We start from the raw sequence: 17,046 nt of genomic DNA, 5'->3' as shown, positions 1-17,046 counted from the left end.
TTTTGATGGTGCAATAAATATGAATTTTCCAATGGAATCTACATAAGTAAGTCACCAACTCGTGTTATTTTTGTGCGAGTTTTGTTTTTTTTCTTTAAATAGTTGACAAGGGCGAGTGACATCATTAACATTAGTGTTAATTTAAAAAAAGTAACATTGCCAATGACCAAATAAGTAGCGGTTGCCACTTCTGACAAGAGAGGGAAAGACACAGGCTGAAATCTTTCCTACAGTATGTAACATGTGAACAACACTTGAGAGGCGTTTCCTCGAAAAAAATTTTTAGTAGGGGAAAACGGAATCGGCCGTTATCCGAGTTCGAGAGGATGTATGTATACATCAATTAGGGTGGAACCGCGGAAGTAGACTATTAAGCTTTCGTCCCTTGCAAAATTTTTGCAGGGGACGAAAGCTTTTTTTGTTTTCCAAAAAATTTCTCGGCATTCACGCTAATTCCCGGCCATTTCGGTCCCTTCAATGTTTGTCAAAGTTGGACAGGCACGAAATCCTTGTCAAATCTAAATTGGTTTATACAGCTATGAAAGGAGTGCTTTACATGAATTTTAAAGTACCTAAAGGAACACAGGACATTTTACCAGGACAAACGGAAAAATGGCAAAAAGTAGAACAAACAATTCGTGAACTATGTCATGTTTACCGCTATAAAGAAATCCGTACACCAATGTTTGAGTCGACAGAATTATTTCAACGCGGTGTAGGCGATACAACAGATATCGTGCAAAAAGAGATGTACACATTTACCGACAAAGGTAATCGCTCATTAACACTACGTCCAGAAGGTACCGCGTCAGCAGTACGTGCGTATGTGGAGCACAAAATGTTCGGCTACCCAGATCAGCCTGTGAAGCTATATTACACAGGGCCAATGTTCAGATATGAACGTCAACAAGCGGGTCGTTATCGCCAATTTGTACAATTTGGTGTAGAAGCAATTGGTTCGGCTGATCCAGCAATTGATGCAGAAGTAATGGCACTTGCGATGGACGTATACACATCACTTGGCTTAAAAGATTTAAAACTAGTGATTAACTCACTTGGAGATAAAGAAACACGTGATGCTCACCGCACCGCGTTAATGAATCACTTTACGCCAGTAATTGGCGAGCTTTGCAGTGATTGCCAAAGTCGTTTAGAAAAAAATCCATTACGTATTTTAGATTGTAAAGTAGACGCGAAACACCCTGCAATGGCAACTGCTCCAGCGTTGACGAACTATTTAACGGAATTCTCTTCAGAGTATTTCACAAAAGTGAAGGGCTACCTTGATGTTTTAGGGATATCTTATGAAGTCGACCCTAACTTAGTGCGTGGGTTAGATTATTACAACCACACAGCATTTGAAATAATGATTACAGGCGATGGCTTTGGTTCGATTACAACACTTTGTGGCGGTGGTCGATATAACGGCCTAGTAGAAGATATTGGGGGACCAGAATCGCCTGGTATTGGGTTTGCAATGTCCATCGAGCGATTACTTTTAGCGCTTGAGGCAAAGGGTATTGAGCTGGAAACGAAAGATACACTTGATTTATATGTTGTTGCAATGGATGATGAGGCGAAGCTTAAAGCTGTAGAATTACTTAGCTCTTTCCGTGCAAAAGGCATTACAGCAGAAATTGATTATGCAGGGCGCAAAATGAAAGCACAAATGAAAGCGGCTGATCGTGCCAATGCAAAATTTGTCATTGTGTTAGGTGAGAAAGAATTAGAAGAGCAAGCAGTAAACGTGAAAACAATGGCAACAGGCGACCAATCAAAAGTAGAATTCGGTCACTTAGTACAGTACGTTTTAGAAAACAAATAGTTGGAGGAATAAACAATGGCACAAAGAACACATGCATGTGGTCAAGTAACGGCTGCACAAGCAGAACAAGAGGTAGTATTAAAAGGGTGGGTACAAAAGCGTCGTGATTTAGGTGGACTTATTTTCGTAGATATGCGTGATCGCGAAGGTATCGTACAAGTTGTATTCGGCGATCAAGCAAAAGATGCATTAGCAAAAGCCGAAAAAATTCGTAGTGAATATGTTATTGAGGTTAAAGGGAAAGTTGTTTTACGTGACGCTTCTCAAGTAAACCCAAATATGAAAACAGGCGAAATCGAAGTAGTAGCTTCTGAATTAACAATTATTAATGAAGCGAAAAACCCACCATTTGCGATTGATAATAACGTAGAGGTTTCGGAAGAGTTACGTTTAAAATATCGTTATTTAGATTTACGTCGACCAGTAATGTATGACACATTTAAATTACGTTCTGATGTAACACGTACAATTCGTAATTTCTTACAAACAGAAGGCTTCTTAGAAGTGGAAACACCAATTTTAACGAAATCAACTCCTGAAGGTGCACGTGACTATTTAGTACCTTCTCGTGTCCATGATGGTGAATTTTATGCATTACCACAATCACCACAATTATTTAAACAATTATTAATGGTGGGTGGCTTTGAGAAGTACTTCCAAATCGCTCGTTGCTTCCGTGATGAAGACTTACGTGCTGACCGTCAACCTGAGTTCACGCAAGTCGATATCGAAACGTCATTCTTATCAATGGACGAAATCATTGCAATGAACGAGCGTTTACTAACGCAAGTAATGAAAGATGTAAAAGGAATCGATGTTGTAACGCCATTCCAACGCATGAGCTATAAAGAAGCAATGGATCGTTTCGGTTCAGATAAGCCCGATGTACGCTTCGGCTTAGAATTAAAGCAACTTTCAGAAATCGTAAAAGACTCAGCATTCGGAGTGTTTGCAGGTGCTGTAGCTAATGGCGGCGAAGTTAAAGCTATTAATGTAAAAGGTGCTGCGGCAAACTATTCTCGTAAAGACATCGATGCATTAGGCGAATACGCTGGTCGATACGGTGCAAAAGGTTTAGCTTGGTTAAAAGTAACAGAAGAAGGATTAAACGGCCCAATCGCGAAGTTCTTCGAAGGTGATGCAGCAGCTGCAATTATCTCTGCAACAGAAGCAGAAGCAGGCGACTTATTATTATTTGTAGCGGACAAATCTTCTGTAGTAGCAGATGCATTAGGCGCATTACGTTTAAAACTGGGTAAAGAATTAGGTTTAATCGATGAATCACAATTTGCGTTCTTATGGATTGTGGACTGGCCATTATTCGAATACGACGAAGCAGAAGGTCGCTATTATGCAGCGCACCACCCATTCACACGTCCATTCGATGAAGACTTAGAATTAATGAATACTAATCCGAAAGAAGTTCGTGCACAAGCGTACGATATCGTATTAAACGGCTATGAGCTAGGCGGTGGTTCATTACGTATTTATGAGCCAGACTTACAAGCGAAAATGTTCGAATTACTTGGCTTCTCTGAAGAAGAAGCTCGTGCACAGTTTGGTTTCTTATTAGAAGCATTTGACTACGGAGTTCCTCCACACGGTGGTTTAGCAATGGGTCTTGACCGATTAATTATGTTACTTGCAGGGCGTACAAACTTACGTGACACAATTGCGTTCCCGAAAACAGCTACGGCTAGCTGCTTATTAACTGACGCACCGTCACCAGTTTCAGACGCACAGCTTGAAGAATTAAGCTTACGAGTAGCGGTTACAAAGCAATAATTGAATGTTCAATGGCACTAGGCGAATTATTTCGTTTAGTGCTTTTTTCGATGGTTAGGAAAGTATTAGTTTTTCAATGTGGTCCTTATATGAAAATACATTAATTCGTGTGAACTGTGTATTTCTGAGAGTGAGTCATGCTTTATTTATAGTTTTTTCCATGTATCTAGTTCAAAAACAATATTTTTGAGCAATATATTATTTTTGTTTGAATTATCAGAATATTGATGGTAACATGATGGTAACACGAATCCTAAGATGTTTGTCACGTAAATTGTTACTAAACACATTTGACCGAACATTTAATCGTTGGGAGCAACTTATTACCGTAGAAGCAAACATGCCCCATTTAGAGCGGGAAGTTTAACACTACGATTAGTGCACCCCCTTGCTAATGATGCGGGATCAAAACGATGTTTTTAGCAAGACGGCATATTTGGGGTTCGTCTATTCCTTGGCTTACTCTTCTACTTTAAAAGTGGAGGAGTTTTTTTGTGGAAGGAAATAATTGCCTTTCTAAAGTAAATTAGATTGTTACTTGCATGTACTGGATGGAGTCGTTATAATTCCTAGTAGAATTATAAAGATTGAGGGGTACAAATGATGTTGCATCAATTTTCTCGTAACGAGCTAGCTATCGGTACAGAAGGGCTAGAAAAATTAAAAAGCACAACAGTTGCCATTTTAGGTGTAGGCGGCGTCGGTTCATTTGCTGCAGAAGCATGTGCACGTAGTGGAATAGGCCGTATTATTTTAGTAGACAAAGATAATGTAGATATTACTAACGTTAATCGTCAATTAGTGGCCTACCTATCAACAGTTGGACAATCCAAATCGGGTGTCATGAAGGAACGGATCGCTGACATTAACCCTGAATGTGAAGTGATTGATATGCATATGTTCTATACGGAAGAAACGTATGAGCAATTTTTTGCGCAAGGCATTGATTATGTCATTGACGCTTCAGATACAGTAATGTACAAAATCCATATTATGAAGGAATGTTTAAAACGTAATATTCCAATGATTTCAAGCATGGGCGCGGCTAATAAAATGGATCCAACGCGTTTTCAAATTGCTGATATTTCAAAAACACATACAGATCCTTTAGCGAAAGTTATTCGAACTAAGCTTCGAAAAGAGGGGATTAAGAAAGGTGTAACAGTCGTATTTTCAGATGAATCACCCATCGTTGTACGTCCTGATGTAGCGCAGTATGTTGGAAAACCCGAAGCGGAAATCCGTAAAGCGCAATTACCACCATCGTCAAACGCTTTTGTGCCATCTGTAGCGGGCTTAATTGCAGCAAGCTGGGTAATCAATACCATTTTAAAAGACGTGAAAATTACTCGCGTACAAGGTTAATTAGAATCAGCTGTTCTCAATAGTAGAGAACAGCTGATTTTTATTAACCAATAATTTGTACAGCTTGTTTGTATGTTTCTTCAATATTTTTTGTAACATTGTGTTGAGCTTCGTTGATATTTTCTAGCACAAGACATAGCTGGTCGATTGAATTGGTACTTTGTTCAATAATAGCAGCAAATTCATTCGTCGCTATTTCAATTGCCCCTGCATTGTGCTCAATTGCTTGAACATTTGTAGAAAACTGTTGTAAATTTTGCTGCAAAGTTTTCATAGCGCCAAATAAATTATTAAACGTTTTACTTGAGTCTTGTACTGTTTGTTCTTGGTTTGAGACATGCATAAGCCCGTTCTGTAATCTACTAAGTGCAAGTTTGTTATAGCTATTTACGTGTGCTAAATTTTGATCGATTTTTAGTACCATATCGTCGGTATTACTAGCTAGTTTACGGATTTCATCGGCAACAATAGCAAAGCCCTTACCGTGTTCACCTGCGCGTGCTGCTTCAATCGACGCATTAAGTGCTAATAAATTCGTTTGTTCGGTAATTTGATGAATCGAATAGGCAAAATCATTTGTCTCTGAAATTTTATCTGATAATGAAAGAAAGGTCGTATTTAATTCGTTAAAGAAAGACGTAAAACTATTAATTTCTTGCTGAAGCTTGGACATTGAATTTGCGCCATCTACCGCTCGGCTACTTGCTTGTTCTGCACGATCAACAATATTTGTTAATTCAGAAACGATGGAATGAATGGATTGATTCGTTTGCTCGGTACTTTGCACAATATTTTGAACAAAATGTGATTGCTTGTGCGCGCCAATACTTACTTCTTTTAATGAAGCGAGCATTTGCTGATGTGTTGCACTCGAATGATTCGTACTATCGGTAATAAGCTGAAGCTTTGATGTAATGGATTGTACCGAATTTTCAAGATGATCATGTAATTGTCCTTCTTGAACAGCACGGTCATTTGCCTCGATCATTAGCTTTTCGACATTGTTAAGCAAAGATCGATTTTGGCGAACTTGAAGTAAAATCGCTACGAACATAAGTGTTTGTGTAACAAAAACATTTGCTGGATCCACGGCATAGCCGCCTGTGTCAAGCATGAAATTAAAAAGTAGCCCTAATATAGAGCCAATGTAGCCAGTAACTAATACAGTTATTTTGTTGTGAACACTTGATAAGATTAACACAAAAATACTTAAAATAATCGTTGCTAATGTTACTTTGTTTGTAACGATTGTTCCTAAAACAGTGAATACAGCAGCTACAATCACGACATAAGGAAAGTAGGCATGAAGCACAGGTAATTTGCGTTGAATTACATAAAAAACAAACGTAAAACTAACAGGGATGAAAAGTGAAAGCGCTACACCAATAGGGCGGTCAATGAATAATTGTGCTACTGTTCCTAATACAGCCGCGATACCATAAACAAGCATTAAAATGGTGTTTTTTTCGGTTAGATCTTTTGCTTTTAACTGCTTAATCATTAATTTAACCTCTCCCTTGCTATTGTGATAAAACAATAAAAATCTACAGTATATATTAATTTATACATTATTTTCAAGTTACTGTCACGGTTTTTTGAATGACTATTCATTATCTTTATGTGAATATTATTATGGTATAATAACACGAACGCTTAGAAGGGGGATTCATATGCAAATTCAACAGTTAGAATATAAAGGTCTTAACTTAATGGATGTGGTTAGTACGGTTGAAATTGCAATTGATGCCATGAGAAATACAGTGCATGTATATGATACACAGCAAGTCGTTGAGCCAGAATATGATTTTGTCACAAAAGGCTATCGATTAAGTGAAGGATTTTACAAAATGGCAGGTGTTATTCAAGCGAAACCTCTATTTTTAGGTCACAAGGAATTAATGTTATTAGAATGGGTTGAGGCGCATCGTTGGGTTTTTTATTGTTCTAAACAAACGATTAAGGAATATGAACAGGGGCAATTTCATATTATTCATATAGAGGAAATTTCATCGCTAGTGCAGTCTGCCACAAAAAATCAAAAATACTATTCAAAATATGTGAATCGTCTGAAATGAAAAGGAATAATCTGGCACCGGATTGCATAATATTCTACTAAAGGGATGATTATGTCAAAATTATGGCGGAATTTAAGTGATTTTTTCGTTTTCAATGAAAGGCTTTTTTTTTTTGCTATAGTAAGGGTACGTATTTGTAATACGTTTGGGGATGTAAGGAGGAATTTTAAAGATGAATATTGAGTTAAAAAATGATTTATTAAATTTACCGCAGTTACAATCACAGGTCGATACAATCGTATTCGATTATATTGATTCGAAACCAAATTGGTCAAAAGCCTATGAGCAATTAAATACCTTATTGCAAAAATGTGCACAAAATTTCAATGGCTACATTGCAAGAAATAATGGTGCGTTACCTAAAGCATCTACTTATTGGGTCTTGTATATGGATATCGTAGCAAAGCTATTGTATTTTACAGGTCTAGCAAAATCTCATTTAATTGCTATTGAAGATCAAGAAGCGACAGCGCAAATTATTGAATTATATAAAACAAGTGCTAGTTGCTTACCAAATGCTTCACTAGAAGATAATGAAGAGTTTATTTCAGAAGTTCAAAAAAGTCTTGACAAATTAGCAGGTCGAAAATTAGAACTCTTGACATCTGAGAAAACAGATACATGTATTGAAAAGTTTTACGCATTATCAAAAACAATGGAATAAACAAAAGTGTCTGAACAACTTGTTTCAGGCACTTTTTTATTTGTGAAATAATAAAGGGGGCTGCGCGAAAAGTAAATACTTCTCGCGCAGTGCTTCGTTCATGTATTAATTATCCGCTGCAGGCTGCTTTTCGCGGTGGTCGAAATAGGAACGAATGCTAAAACCGTCACATCGTATGACAACGCATTCATGACCAGCATCGTGCTGGCCTCCATCCTCGGCGCAAAGGAGGTGTCCCAGAATCACTTCTCGGACACCCCCTTTCTTCGTTAGGATTTAAACGTTTTTAATTTTTCATAAATCGCTGCCATTCGTTTTTCCTCACCAGCAATAACAGGTTTATAAAATTCTATTCCTTCTAGCTCATCCGGTAAATATTGCTGCTTTACCCAACCGCCAAATGTTCCAATTGGAGTGTCGTGTGGGTAGTGATAACCAACATGACCGAGCTCTTTCGCCCCTGCATAATGGGCATCCTTTAAATGATTCGGAATATTTCCAGTTTTGCCTTCATGAATAGCATGGATTGCAGCATCAAGTGCTTGGTAGGCAGAATTGGATTTATCGGATAAGCACATTTCTACTATTACAGCGGCAAGTGGGATGCGCGCTTCTGGAAGCCCGAGTTTTACAGCAGCTTCTGTAGCTGCTTGTACATGTGCGCCGACTGCTGGATTTGCAAGCCCCACATCCTCGTAAGCCATCACAAGTAAACGGCGACAAACCGCAATTAAATCACCACTTTCAAGTAAATGAGCTAAATAATAAAGTGCAGCGTTTACGTCACTGCCGCGAACCGATTTTTGTAATGCAGATAACAAATTGTAAAAGTTTGAGCCGCCTTTGTCTCCAAATACCCCGATACGTTTCGCGAGTGCTTCGATTGCATTGTCATTTAAAAGTGTTGTACCGTCAATTTCATCAGATGCATAGTACACGGATTCTAAGAGGGTAAGCGCCTTTCGTGCATCTCCATTTGCAGCATTTGCAATTCTTTCTAATTGTTCGTCAGTTGCATGAATTGCTAATCTACCTAAACCTCTCTCTTCGTCAGCTAATGCTTTTTTTAGTAGTTGTAATACATCTTGTTCTGTTAGCCGCTCTAATTGCAATATTTCCCCACAGCGGGAACGAATAGCAGGATTGACATCATGAAATGGGTTTTCGGTAGTCGCTCCAATTAACACAATGGAGCCATTTTCAACATGAGGTAAAAGGGTATCTTGCTGTAATTTATTAAACCTATGAATTTCATCTAGGAACAGAATTACCTTGCCACTCATCCGTGCATCCATCACGACTTGTTCGATATCTTTTTTCCCTGCGTGTGTGGCATTTAGTGCAAAAAAAGGTAGCTTTGTGCTGCCGGAAATTGCATTAGCAATCGATGTTTTACCAACTCCAGGTGGCCCATATAGCAGCATGGATGGCACATGACCTTTTTCAATCATTTTATAAAGCGGCGTATCGGGACCAAGAATATGTTTTTGTCCGACTATATCATCTATACGTTTCGGTCTCATTTTATAAGCGAGCGGTTCGTTTTGCATGGGATTTCGCTCCTTTATTTGAATTGTATAATATATGATAAAGTATTTCCGAGTGGTTTAAAAGGAGTTATGTTATAATAAATGTTAGTAAAGGACTAGAATAATTTGAGGTGTAACTAATGAAAATTTCAACAAAAGGACGTTATGGTCTGACGATTATGATTGAATTAGCAAAGCATTACGGAGAAGGACCAATTCCATTACGTCAAATTGCTGCAGAAAAAGATTTATCTGAAGCGTATTTAGAGCAACTTGTATCTCCACTACGCAATGCAGGCTTAGTGAAAAGTGTACGTGGAGCGTATGGTGGTTATATGCTAGCATCAAAGCCAGCTGAAATTTCTGCAGCCGATGTGATTCGCGTATTAGAGGGGCCTATTCAGCCAGTCGAAGGAATTGAAAATGAAGAAGCACCTCAACGTGAGCTATGGATGCGTATTCGAGATGCAGTAAAAAATGTACTAGATACAACAACAATCGAAGACTTAGCAAAATATACAAACAACGAAGTAACAGACGGCTATATGTTCTATATTTAGTATGTATTAAAGGAGTAAAAAGACGTTGAACAACACAATTTATCTTGATCATGCTGCTACGTCTCCCGTTGCACCAGAAGTGATTGAAATAATGACTAAAGCAATGGCAGAAGAAAGTGGCAATGCGTCAAGTATTCATACAGTAGGACGTCGAGCTCGTAAAGCATTAGACGAAGCTCGTGCATCTTTGGCGAAAAAAATTAATGCTAAAACTACGGAAATTATTTTCACAAGTGGTGGTACAGAGGCTGATAATAACGCGATTTTCGGTACAGCATATGCACGTCAACATGAAGGAAAGCATATTATTACGACACAGATCGAACATCATGCGGTACTTCATGCGTGTGAAAAGTTACAACGTGAAGGCTTTGAAGTAACCTTTTTACCTGTTGATGAAACAGGTCGTGTTGCTACTACTGATATTGAAAAGGAGTTGCGTGAAGACACGATTTTAGTAACAATTATGTTTGGCAATAACGAGGTTGGAACTATTCAACCGATTGCTGAAATTGGAGCATTGTTAAAAAATCATCCAGCAACTTTCCATACAGATGCAGTACAAGCATTTGGTTTACATCAAATCGATGTTGAATCATTGAACATCGATTTATTAAGTGTGTCTGCCCATAAAATCAATGGACCTAAAGGAATTGGCTTTTTATATGCAAAAACAGGCGTAAAATTAGCAAACTTCATGTATGGTGGCTCTCAGGAAAAGAAACGTCGTGCGGGTACAGAAAACGTACCAGCAGCAGTTGCGTTCGCAAAAGCTGCGGAACTTGCTGCTGAAAAAGCACAAACACGTACAAATCAGTACAATACATTCAAAACGATTTTATTGGAAGAATTTCAACAAGCAGGCATTGATTTTAAAGTGAATGGTCATCAAAAAGATGTGTTAGCACATGTGTTTAATGTGACGTTTAAAGGAACAAATGTAGAGTCATTTTTAATAAATTTAGATATGGCAGGCGTACTTGTTTCAAGTGGTTCGGCATGTACAGCGGGTTCGATTGATCCATCCCATGTCCTAGTAGCAATGTTTGGTGAAAATTCCCCAGAACTTCGTAGTTCCATTCGCTTTAGTTTTGGGTTAGGATTAACGAATGAGCAAGTTCGTGAAGCAGGTAAGCGTACAGCTGATATTGTGAAGCGATTAGCTCAATAATTTAATGAAAGACTTCGCGCCTTTTACGCGATTTGTCTAAGAAAAGGTGAATAGTAAATGGTAGAAACAAGAGATCCATCACAAATTCGAGTAGTAGTAGGGATGAGTGGCGGCGTAGACTCATCAGTAGCCGCTTATTTATTAAAACAGCAAGGCTATGATGTTATCGGTATTTTTATGAAAAACTGGGATGACACGGACGAAAACGGTGTATGTACAGCGACAGAAGATTACGAAGATGTAATCGCTGTATGTAACCAAATCGGCATTCCGTATTATGCAGTTAATTTTGAAAAACAATATTGGGATAAAGTATTTACGTACTTCCTTGAAGAATACAAAGCAGGTCGTACACCAAATCCAGATGTTATGTGTAACAAAGAAATTAAATTCAAGGCGTTTTTAGAGCATGCAATGGCACTTGGGGCAGATTATTTAGCAACAGGTCACTATGCACGTGTTGACCGTGATGAAAACGGTGTGCGCATGCTACGAGGCATTGATAATAATAAAGACCAAACATATTTCTTAAATCAATTAACAGAACAACAATTAGAAAAAGTCATGTTCCCAATCGGACATTTACCTAAGCCAGAAGTGCGTAAAATTGCGGAACAAGCAGGTCTGGCAACGGCGAAGAAAAAGGATTCAACAGGGATTTGCTTCATCGGAGAGCGTAACTTTAAAGAATTTTTAAGTCAGTACTTACCTGCACAGCCAGGAAATATGGAAACTTTTGATGGCGAAGTAAAAGGCAAGCATGACGGGTTGATGTACTATACATTAGGGCAACGTCACGGTTTAGGAATAGGTGGAGACGGTGAGCCTTGGTTCGTAATCGGTAAGGACTTAGCGCGCAACGTTTTAATCGTTGGACAAGGGTTCCACCATGATGCATTATATTCAGATGCTTTATCGGCAGTGAAAATGAGCTTTACATCAGAGGTGAAAACTGGCACATTCAATTGCACGGCGAAATTCCGTTATCGTCAAGAAGATTCGCCAGTTACAGTAACGATGCGCGAAGACGGTACAGCTTACATTGAATTTGCAGAGTCAGTACGTGCCATTACTCCAGGTCAAGCTGTTGTATTATATGATGGTGAAGAGTGCCTAGGTGGCGGTACAATTAATGAAGTATTTAAAAATAGTGAAAAACTAACGTACGTTGGGTAAAAATAGCAAATCGCGCAATCAATGCGCGATTTGTGTTTTTCTAATTTAGAGGTGAATAGAATGGATACAAATTACAATGAAATTGGCATAAAGGCCTTCCAAGAAAAACGATATGAGGATGCTGCACAGGCATTCACACAAGCGATTGAAGTGAATCCTGAAGATGCAGTAGGCTATGTCAATTTTGGTACTTTACTTGCAGCAATGAACGATATTGAACGTGCAGAACGTTTCTTCCAAAAAGCGATTACAGTTGATGAGACTGCAGCAACAGCTTACTACGGCTTAGCTAATCTTTACTATGAAGCAGAGCGCTATACAGAAGCAGCAAAGCTTTATCAAAAATCAATTGATCATGGAATTCAAGGTGCAGATGCCTATTATATGCTTGCAAAATGCTTTGAGCGCGGTGAACAGTACAAATTAGCACTACCATACATGCAACGTGCAGCTGAACTTGCGCCAAAGGATATTCAAATTCGTTTAGCGTACGGGATTTTATTATGTACGTTAGAAATGTTCGATTATGCCAAAGTAGAACTTGATTTTGTTATTGAAGAAGATTGGAATAACGCAGATGCACATTACAACTTAGGTGTGTTATATGCAGTTTCAACGACAGATACAGAAAAAGCGAAGTACCACTTGAAGCAGGCATATACATTGCAGCCTGAATTTGATCAAGCAAAATATATATATGATATGATTTGTCAACGTGACAATTAATAACGCTCAATCCCCATTTTGCATTTTGTGAAGTGGGAATTTTTGTGTATAAATGTCTATGTATTTAAAATAATTTGAAAAACTATCGAAGTCGTTATACAATATTAACTAATATAAAAGCAATGATGAAGAAAAGTAGTGAGGTTGTGTTTTTTAGAGAGCTAACGGTTGGTGGGAGTTAGTAAATGCACTTTACGAAATGGACTTTCTAGCTGCATAGAGGAAATGCTATGCCGTACCTCTCACGTTACGAGAAATGAGTGGACTATATTTTGTATAGTCAATAAAGGTGGCACCACGGCTCTTTCGTCCTTTACAAACGAAAGGGCCTTTTTGTGTGCGCAAAAGCATGAGTTGAGGAGAGATGAGTATGGTAGTTGAGACGAAAGGTTATGTAATGAAGCAATTGAACGGTGATACATTAACGCCGATTGCTATTTATGAGGCATTACAAGCAAAGCAAAAAGTATTGTTTGAATCGAATGCGAAATTTAAAGATAGTGGACGCTATTCATTTATTGCTCTAGACCCAATTGGCGAGTTAAAAGGTGACGCCAAAATTAGTACGTATAAGTTGAGCGAAGATGTGGAAAAAACAGTAGAAAAGCCGGTTCTAACCGTGTTAAAAGAGCTATTACCAATTCGAACGGAAGCATTGCCATTTGCATTTTTTGGAGGAGTAATTGGTTATTTCGGATATGAAACCGCTTTTCACTTTGAGCAAATTGGTGAAATTATTGGTGATGTCTACAATATGCCGGATGTGCATGTATTTTTCTATGACACATTTATCGTGATGGATCATTTACTGCAGCAAGTGTCCATTGTTGTGATTGATCTATTGCAACAAGGGCGAAGTGAACAAGAAATGCTCGAAAAAATACAGCAAATTGAATTGCAAATGACTGCAAATGTCATTCAACAACAAGAAGTAAATCAAGTAAATTTTGAACCAACAATTGAAAAACAGCGTTTCATTGAAATGGTTGAAACAGCAAAAGACCATATTCGACGCGGTGATATTTTCCAAGTTGTGTTATCCCAAACGTTTGAAGCAAATTTTAATGAAAATCCATTTGCACTTTACCGCAAATTGCGTACAACTAACCCGTCGCCATATATGTTTTACATGGATTTCGGTCCGTACACGATTTTAGGAACATCGCCAGAAAGCTTGGTAAAAGTGCTAAATGGTATTGTCACAACAAACCCAATTGCTGGTACAAAACCGCGTGGCAAAACACCTCAGGAAGATGAGGTTATAGCACAAATGTTATTGCAAGATGCTAAGGAAATTGCAGAACATAAAATGTTAGTAGACCTAGGTAGAAACGATGTCGGTCGTGTTTCAAAAATTGGCACGGTAGAAGTGAAAAAATATATGCAAATTGAAAAATATAAATATGTAATGCACATAGTATCGGAAGTGATTGGAACGCTACGTGATAATGCGCATTTAGTCGATGTATTAGCATCAAGCTTACCTGCTGGAACGGTATCCGGTGCTCCGAAAATTCGTGCGATGCAAATTATTAATGCATTGGAGAAACGAAAGCGAGGCATTTATGCAGGAGCGATTGGTTATTTATCGACGTCAGGTAATATGGATTTAGCGCTTGCAATTCGTACGATGATTGTAAAAGATGGTAAAGCATATGTGCAAGCAGGTGCAGGAATTGTCTATGATTCGGTGCCAGAGTCTGAATACGAAGAAACCCTAAATAAAGCAAAAGCGTTATTGGAGGTGCGAAAATGATTTTACTCATCGATAATTATGATTCGTTTACGTATAATTTATATCATCAAATTGGACAGTTTTATGAAAATATCAAAGTTGTTCGAAATGACGCGTTAACTGTAGAAGATATTCGCATTCTAAAGCCAAAAGCAATTGTCATTTCTCCAGGTCCCGGTGAGCCAAAAGAGGCGGGCATTGTCATTGAGATGATTCAAGCTCTATATAAGGAGTTCCCGATGTTAGGGATATGCTTAGGTCATCAATCCATTGGGGAAGCTTTTGGTGCAACTGTTAGCCGCGCAAAAAATATTATGCATGGGAAGACAAGTGAGTTAGAGTATGAGCCGAAGGGGTTATTTGCTGGATTTAATGATGATATTGAAGTAATGCGCTACCATTCATTAATTATTGAAGCGCGTACATTATCCGATGAATTTGAAGTCGTTGCCACGAGTAAAGATGATGGTGAAATTATGGCGATTCAGCATAAAAACTACCCAATTTACGGTTTGCAATTCCACCCTGAGTCAATTGGAACAGAGACAGGTCATAAAATAATTCATGCGTTTTTACAGCGAATTGAGGCGCGTGTATGATTCCAAAAAATAAATTTGATATTGAGGCTGTCGAGTTATTAAGAAATAAGCCAGCAAATGAAGTCGTGCCCTTACTTCCAGAACTTATGACTTGGATGCAAGATATGAATTGGCCGGTCTCAAAACATGTAGCAGAACTATTATTAACATATCCAACCGAAATAACACCGCTAATTGATGAAGTATTAGCGGGTGATGACGATATGTGGATCTATTGGTGTTTAGTTGAACTCGTACCGAAATTGCCGTTTTACTCAAAACTTGTGTTAGCAGAGGTTGTTGAACAAATTGCATCTGGGCAACGAGGATTTGATGAAGATGTCATAGAGTTAGCGCAAGAAGCCTTACAAAGTTTTAAACCATAATCCATTCACGCCTAATGAAACTTGTTAGGCGTTTTTAATTTTTTTTTATATTTTGCGTCCATATTGAAATATTCTCCGTCTATACGGGTGAAGGGAGGTAGCAAAATGGACATTGAACTATTAATTGATACATATAGCGATTATTTATATCGCATAGCCTTTATTTATACGAAAGACCGTCTTGTTGCAGAAGAAGTCGTACAAGATGTATTTGTGAAATACTATCATACCTCCGAACAATTTAAAGGGGAAGCATCATTAAAAACGTATTTAATCAAAATCACAATCAATCGTAGTTATGATTATTTACGCAGCTGGAAAAATAAAAAGCATATGTTGGTCGAGTATTTTCAAGGTGCTACAAAAGGGACAGAACAACTATATGTAGAACAGGAGCTACGAGCGGAAATTACTGCAGCTGTTTTAACATTACCAGTTAAGGACCGAGAAGTACTTCTGCTTTATTATTATGAGGAAATGACAGTATTTGAAATTGCTGAGGTTTTAGAGGTAGCGGTTTCAACGGTGAAATCGCGCTTACAACGAGCACGAGCAAAATTAAAGCCAAAGTTGCAATGGGAGGTGACATATGATGAATAAAAAGCAGTGGAAACAGGAATTACTAAAGCTGAAGTTATCAAAAGAACAAAAAAAGAACATGAAAGAACGCGTGTTCGATCAACAATACATAACCCGAAAAAAAACATTTAATTGGCCAGTAATTATTGCGCCAGCATTTATCCTATTACTTGCGTTTTGTGTGCTGTTAATTTTCACGGATTTGGCAAGTGGAACGCGCATTCATCAAGCGTCTAAGTCACCTGGTGGCTTATCAGACATAGACCATTCGAAATATTTTCAATTAAAAATGCGTCTAAGTTTAGCCATTAGCATAGGTATCATTATTAATGGATTTATGACAATTCTCATCGTCATGAAAACAAAGCGTTGGCAACAAACGACTGTTCGGAAAATCCGCAAAATCATTATTAAGTTACGTTATATTCTAATGTTTTTAGTACCGTTTTTGATCTATAGCTTTGCAGTTATCGCCTCACTTGTAATCCTGTCAGAGCAAGTGAAAATCATCATGATTTATTTATTAATTACCGTGTTTGCATATTTAAGTGTTTTATTTGGTGCTCGGAATATTGTAAAAAAAGTTTATTGTCCACATTGTCAGCATGAATTTTTGTCGAAAGAAAAACGGAAATTAATGATGTATTTTAAAATGGACCTACGTTGTCATCAATGTAATGGTAAATTGTATTATGCAAAACAGACACGTCAGGCATCGGGGATTATTACACTTATAATGAGTGCATTATTGATAATTCCTGTAAATTTTGGGGTTCCATTCGGGGTTGCTTTTACTTGTGGAATCTCGATGTATGCAGCTGTAACCTATTTCTTGCTTCCATTATATTTACAATTGGAAGGCGAAGAAAAACCTCTATTTTAAAAAAGCAGC

At 38.0% G+C, this 17,046-nt stretch carries 16 protein-coding genes, 1 other RNA gene and 2 other annotated features; of the genes, 15 read left to right on the top strand and 2 right to left on the bottom strand.

What is annotated here, in order from left to right; translation table 11 throughout:
- Positions 1 to 153 precede the first annotated feature (153 nt).
- Positions 154 to 389: a binding site (T-box leader), on the top strand.
- A gap of 167 nt (positions 390 to 556) precedes the next feature.
- The 4 genes from hisS (at position 557) to O7776_RS12500 (ending at position 4,975) form a co-directional block, all read left to right on the top strand.
- A complete protein-coding gene (gene hisS, locus O7776_RS12515) occupies positions 557 to 1,825 on the top strand; it encodes a histidine--tRNA ligase (protein WP_274307385.1) in 1,269 nt (422 codons plus the stop codon).
- A 15-nt stretch (positions 1,826 to 1,840) separates the two neighbouring features.
- Positions 1,841 to 3,610, top strand: coding sequence for an aspartate--tRNA ligase (gene aspS, locus O7776_RS12510; protein WP_274307384.1), 1,770 nt, complete (start codon positions 1,841 to 1,843; stop codon positions 3,608 to 3,610).
- Positions 3,611 to 3,857: 247 nt separating this feature from the next.
- Positions 3,858 to 4,057, top strand: a non-coding RNA gene (gene ssrS, locus O7776_RS12505) — 6S RNA.
- A gap of 156 nt (positions 4,058 to 4,213) precedes the next feature.
- Positions 4,214 to 4,975 carry a tRNA threonylcarbamoyladenosine dehydratase gene (locus O7776_RS12500; RefSeq protein WP_274310498.1) on the top strand — a complete coding sequence of 254 codons (762 nt, stop codon included), beginning with the start codon at positions 4,214 to 4,216 and terminating at the stop codon, positions 4,973 to 4,975.
- Positions 4,976 to 5,018: 43 nt separating this feature from the next.
- Here the strand turns inward: O7776_RS12500 and O7776_RS12495 are convergent, their stop codons facing one another.
- Positions 5,019 to 6,476 carry a methyl-accepting chemotaxis protein gene (locus O7776_RS12495; protein WP_274307383.1) on the bottom strand — a complete coding sequence of 486 codons (1,458 nt, stop codon included), beginning with the start codon at positions 6,474 to 6,476 and terminating at the stop codon, positions 5,019 to 5,021.
- Between the two features lie 169 nt (positions 6,477 to 6,645).
- Here O7776_RS12495 and O7776_RS12490 point away from each other — a divergent pair, with 169 nt between their 5' ends.
- Together O7776_RS12490 and O7776_RS12485 are read left to right on the top strand one after the other, a co-directional pair.
- Positions 6,646 to 7,050, top strand: coding sequence for an aminopeptidase (locus O7776_RS12490; protein WP_274307382.1), 405 nt, complete (start codon positions 6,646 to 6,648; stop codon positions 7,048 to 7,050).
- A gap of 172 nt (positions 7,051 to 7,222) precedes the next feature.
- The gene (locus O7776_RS12485) at positions 7,223 to 7,714 is read left to right on the top strand and encodes a GTPase (protein ID WP_274307381.1); all 492 of its coding nucleotides are present in this window, start codon (positions 7,223 to 7,225) and stop codon (positions 7,712 to 7,714) included.
- Positions 7,715 to 7,983: 269 nt separating this feature from the next.
- Here O7776_RS12485 and O7776_RS12480 read toward each other — a convergent pair whose 3' ends face one another.
- Positions 7,984 to 9,264, bottom strand: coding sequence for a replication-associated recombination protein A (locus O7776_RS12480; RefSeq protein ID WP_274307380.1), 1,281 nt, complete (start codon positions 9,262 to 9,264; stop codon positions 7,984 to 7,986).
- 119 nt (positions 9,265 to 9,383) lie between these two features.
- On the opposite strand from O7776_RS12480, the gene cymR reads away from it, so the two are divergent.
- From cymR to O7776_RS12435, 9 genes are all read left to right on the top strand, one after another.
- Positions 9,384 to 9,803, top strand: coding sequence for a cysteine metabolism transcriptional regulator CymR (cymR, locus tag O7776_RS12475; RefSeq protein WP_241368772.1), 420 nt, complete (start codon positions 9,384 to 9,386; stop codon positions 9,801 to 9,803).
- Between the two features lie 25 nt (positions 9,804 to 9,828).
- Complete coding sequence (locus O7776_RS12470; protein ID WP_274307379.1) at positions 9,829 to 10,974, top strand: cysteine desulfurase family protein; 1,146 nt, start codon at positions 9,829 to 9,831, stop codon at positions 10,972 to 10,974.
- 57 nt (positions 10,975 to 11,031) lie between these two features.
- A complete protein-coding gene (gene mnmA / locus O7776_RS12465) occupies positions 11,032 to 12,150 on the top strand; it encodes a tRNA 2-thiouridine(34) synthase MnmA (protein WP_274307378.1) in 1,119 nt (372 codons plus the stop codon).
- A 60-nt stretch (positions 12,151 to 12,210) separates the two neighbouring features.
- Complete coding sequence (locus O7776_RS12460; RefSeq protein WP_274307377.1) at positions 12,211 to 12,876, top strand: tetratricopeptide repeat protein; 666 nt, start codon at positions 12,211 to 12,213, stop codon at positions 12,874 to 12,876.
- Positions 12,877 to 12,989: 113 nt separating this feature from the next.
- Positions 12,990 to 13,193, top strand: a binding site (T-box leader).
- A gap of 53 nt (positions 13,194 to 13,246) precedes the next feature.
- Positions 13,247 to 14,632 carry an anthranilate synthase component I gene (gene trpE, locus O7776_RS12455; RefSeq protein ID WP_274307376.1) on the top strand — a complete coding sequence of 462 codons (1,386 nt, stop codon included), beginning with the start codon at positions 13,247 to 13,249 and terminating at the stop codon, positions 14,630 to 14,632.
- Positions 14,629 to 15,210, top strand: coding sequence for an anthranilate synthase component II (locus O7776_RS12450; protein WP_274307375.1), 582 nt, complete (start codon positions 14,629 to 14,631; stop codon positions 15,208 to 15,210). The genes trpE and O7776_RS12450 overlap by 4 nt, the downstream gene beginning before the upstream one ends.
- Positions 15,207 to 15,575, top strand: coding sequence for a DUF5071 domain-containing protein (locus O7776_RS12445; protein ID WP_274307374.1), 369 nt, complete (start codon positions 15,207 to 15,209; stop codon positions 15,573 to 15,575). The genes O7776_RS12450 and O7776_RS12445 overlap by 4 nt, the downstream gene beginning before the upstream one ends.
- A 105-nt stretch (positions 15,576 to 15,680) precedes the next feature.
- The gene (locus O7776_RS12440) at positions 15,681 to 16,175 is read left to right on the top strand and encodes an RNA polymerase sigma factor (RefSeq protein WP_274307373.1); all 495 of its coding nucleotides are present in this window, start codon (positions 15,681 to 15,683) and stop codon (positions 16,173 to 16,175) included.
- Positions 16,168 to 17,037, top strand: coding sequence for a hypothetical protein (locus tag O7776_RS12435; protein WP_274307372.1), 870 nt, complete (start codon positions 16,168 to 16,170; stop codon positions 17,035 to 17,037). The genes O7776_RS12440 and O7776_RS12435 overlap by 8 nt, the downstream gene beginning before the upstream one ends.
- Positions 17,038 to 17,046: the final 9 nt, after the last annotated feature.

Origin of the sequence: Solibacillus daqui (assembly GCF_028747805.1) — a bacterium.
Classification (GTDB): domain Bacteria; phylum Bacillota; class Bacilli; order Bacillales_A; family Planococcaceae; genus Solibacillus; species Solibacillus daqui.
The sequence above is the reverse complement of the archived record's forward strand: the minus strand, read 5'-3'. Positions and strand labels throughout refer to the sequence as shown.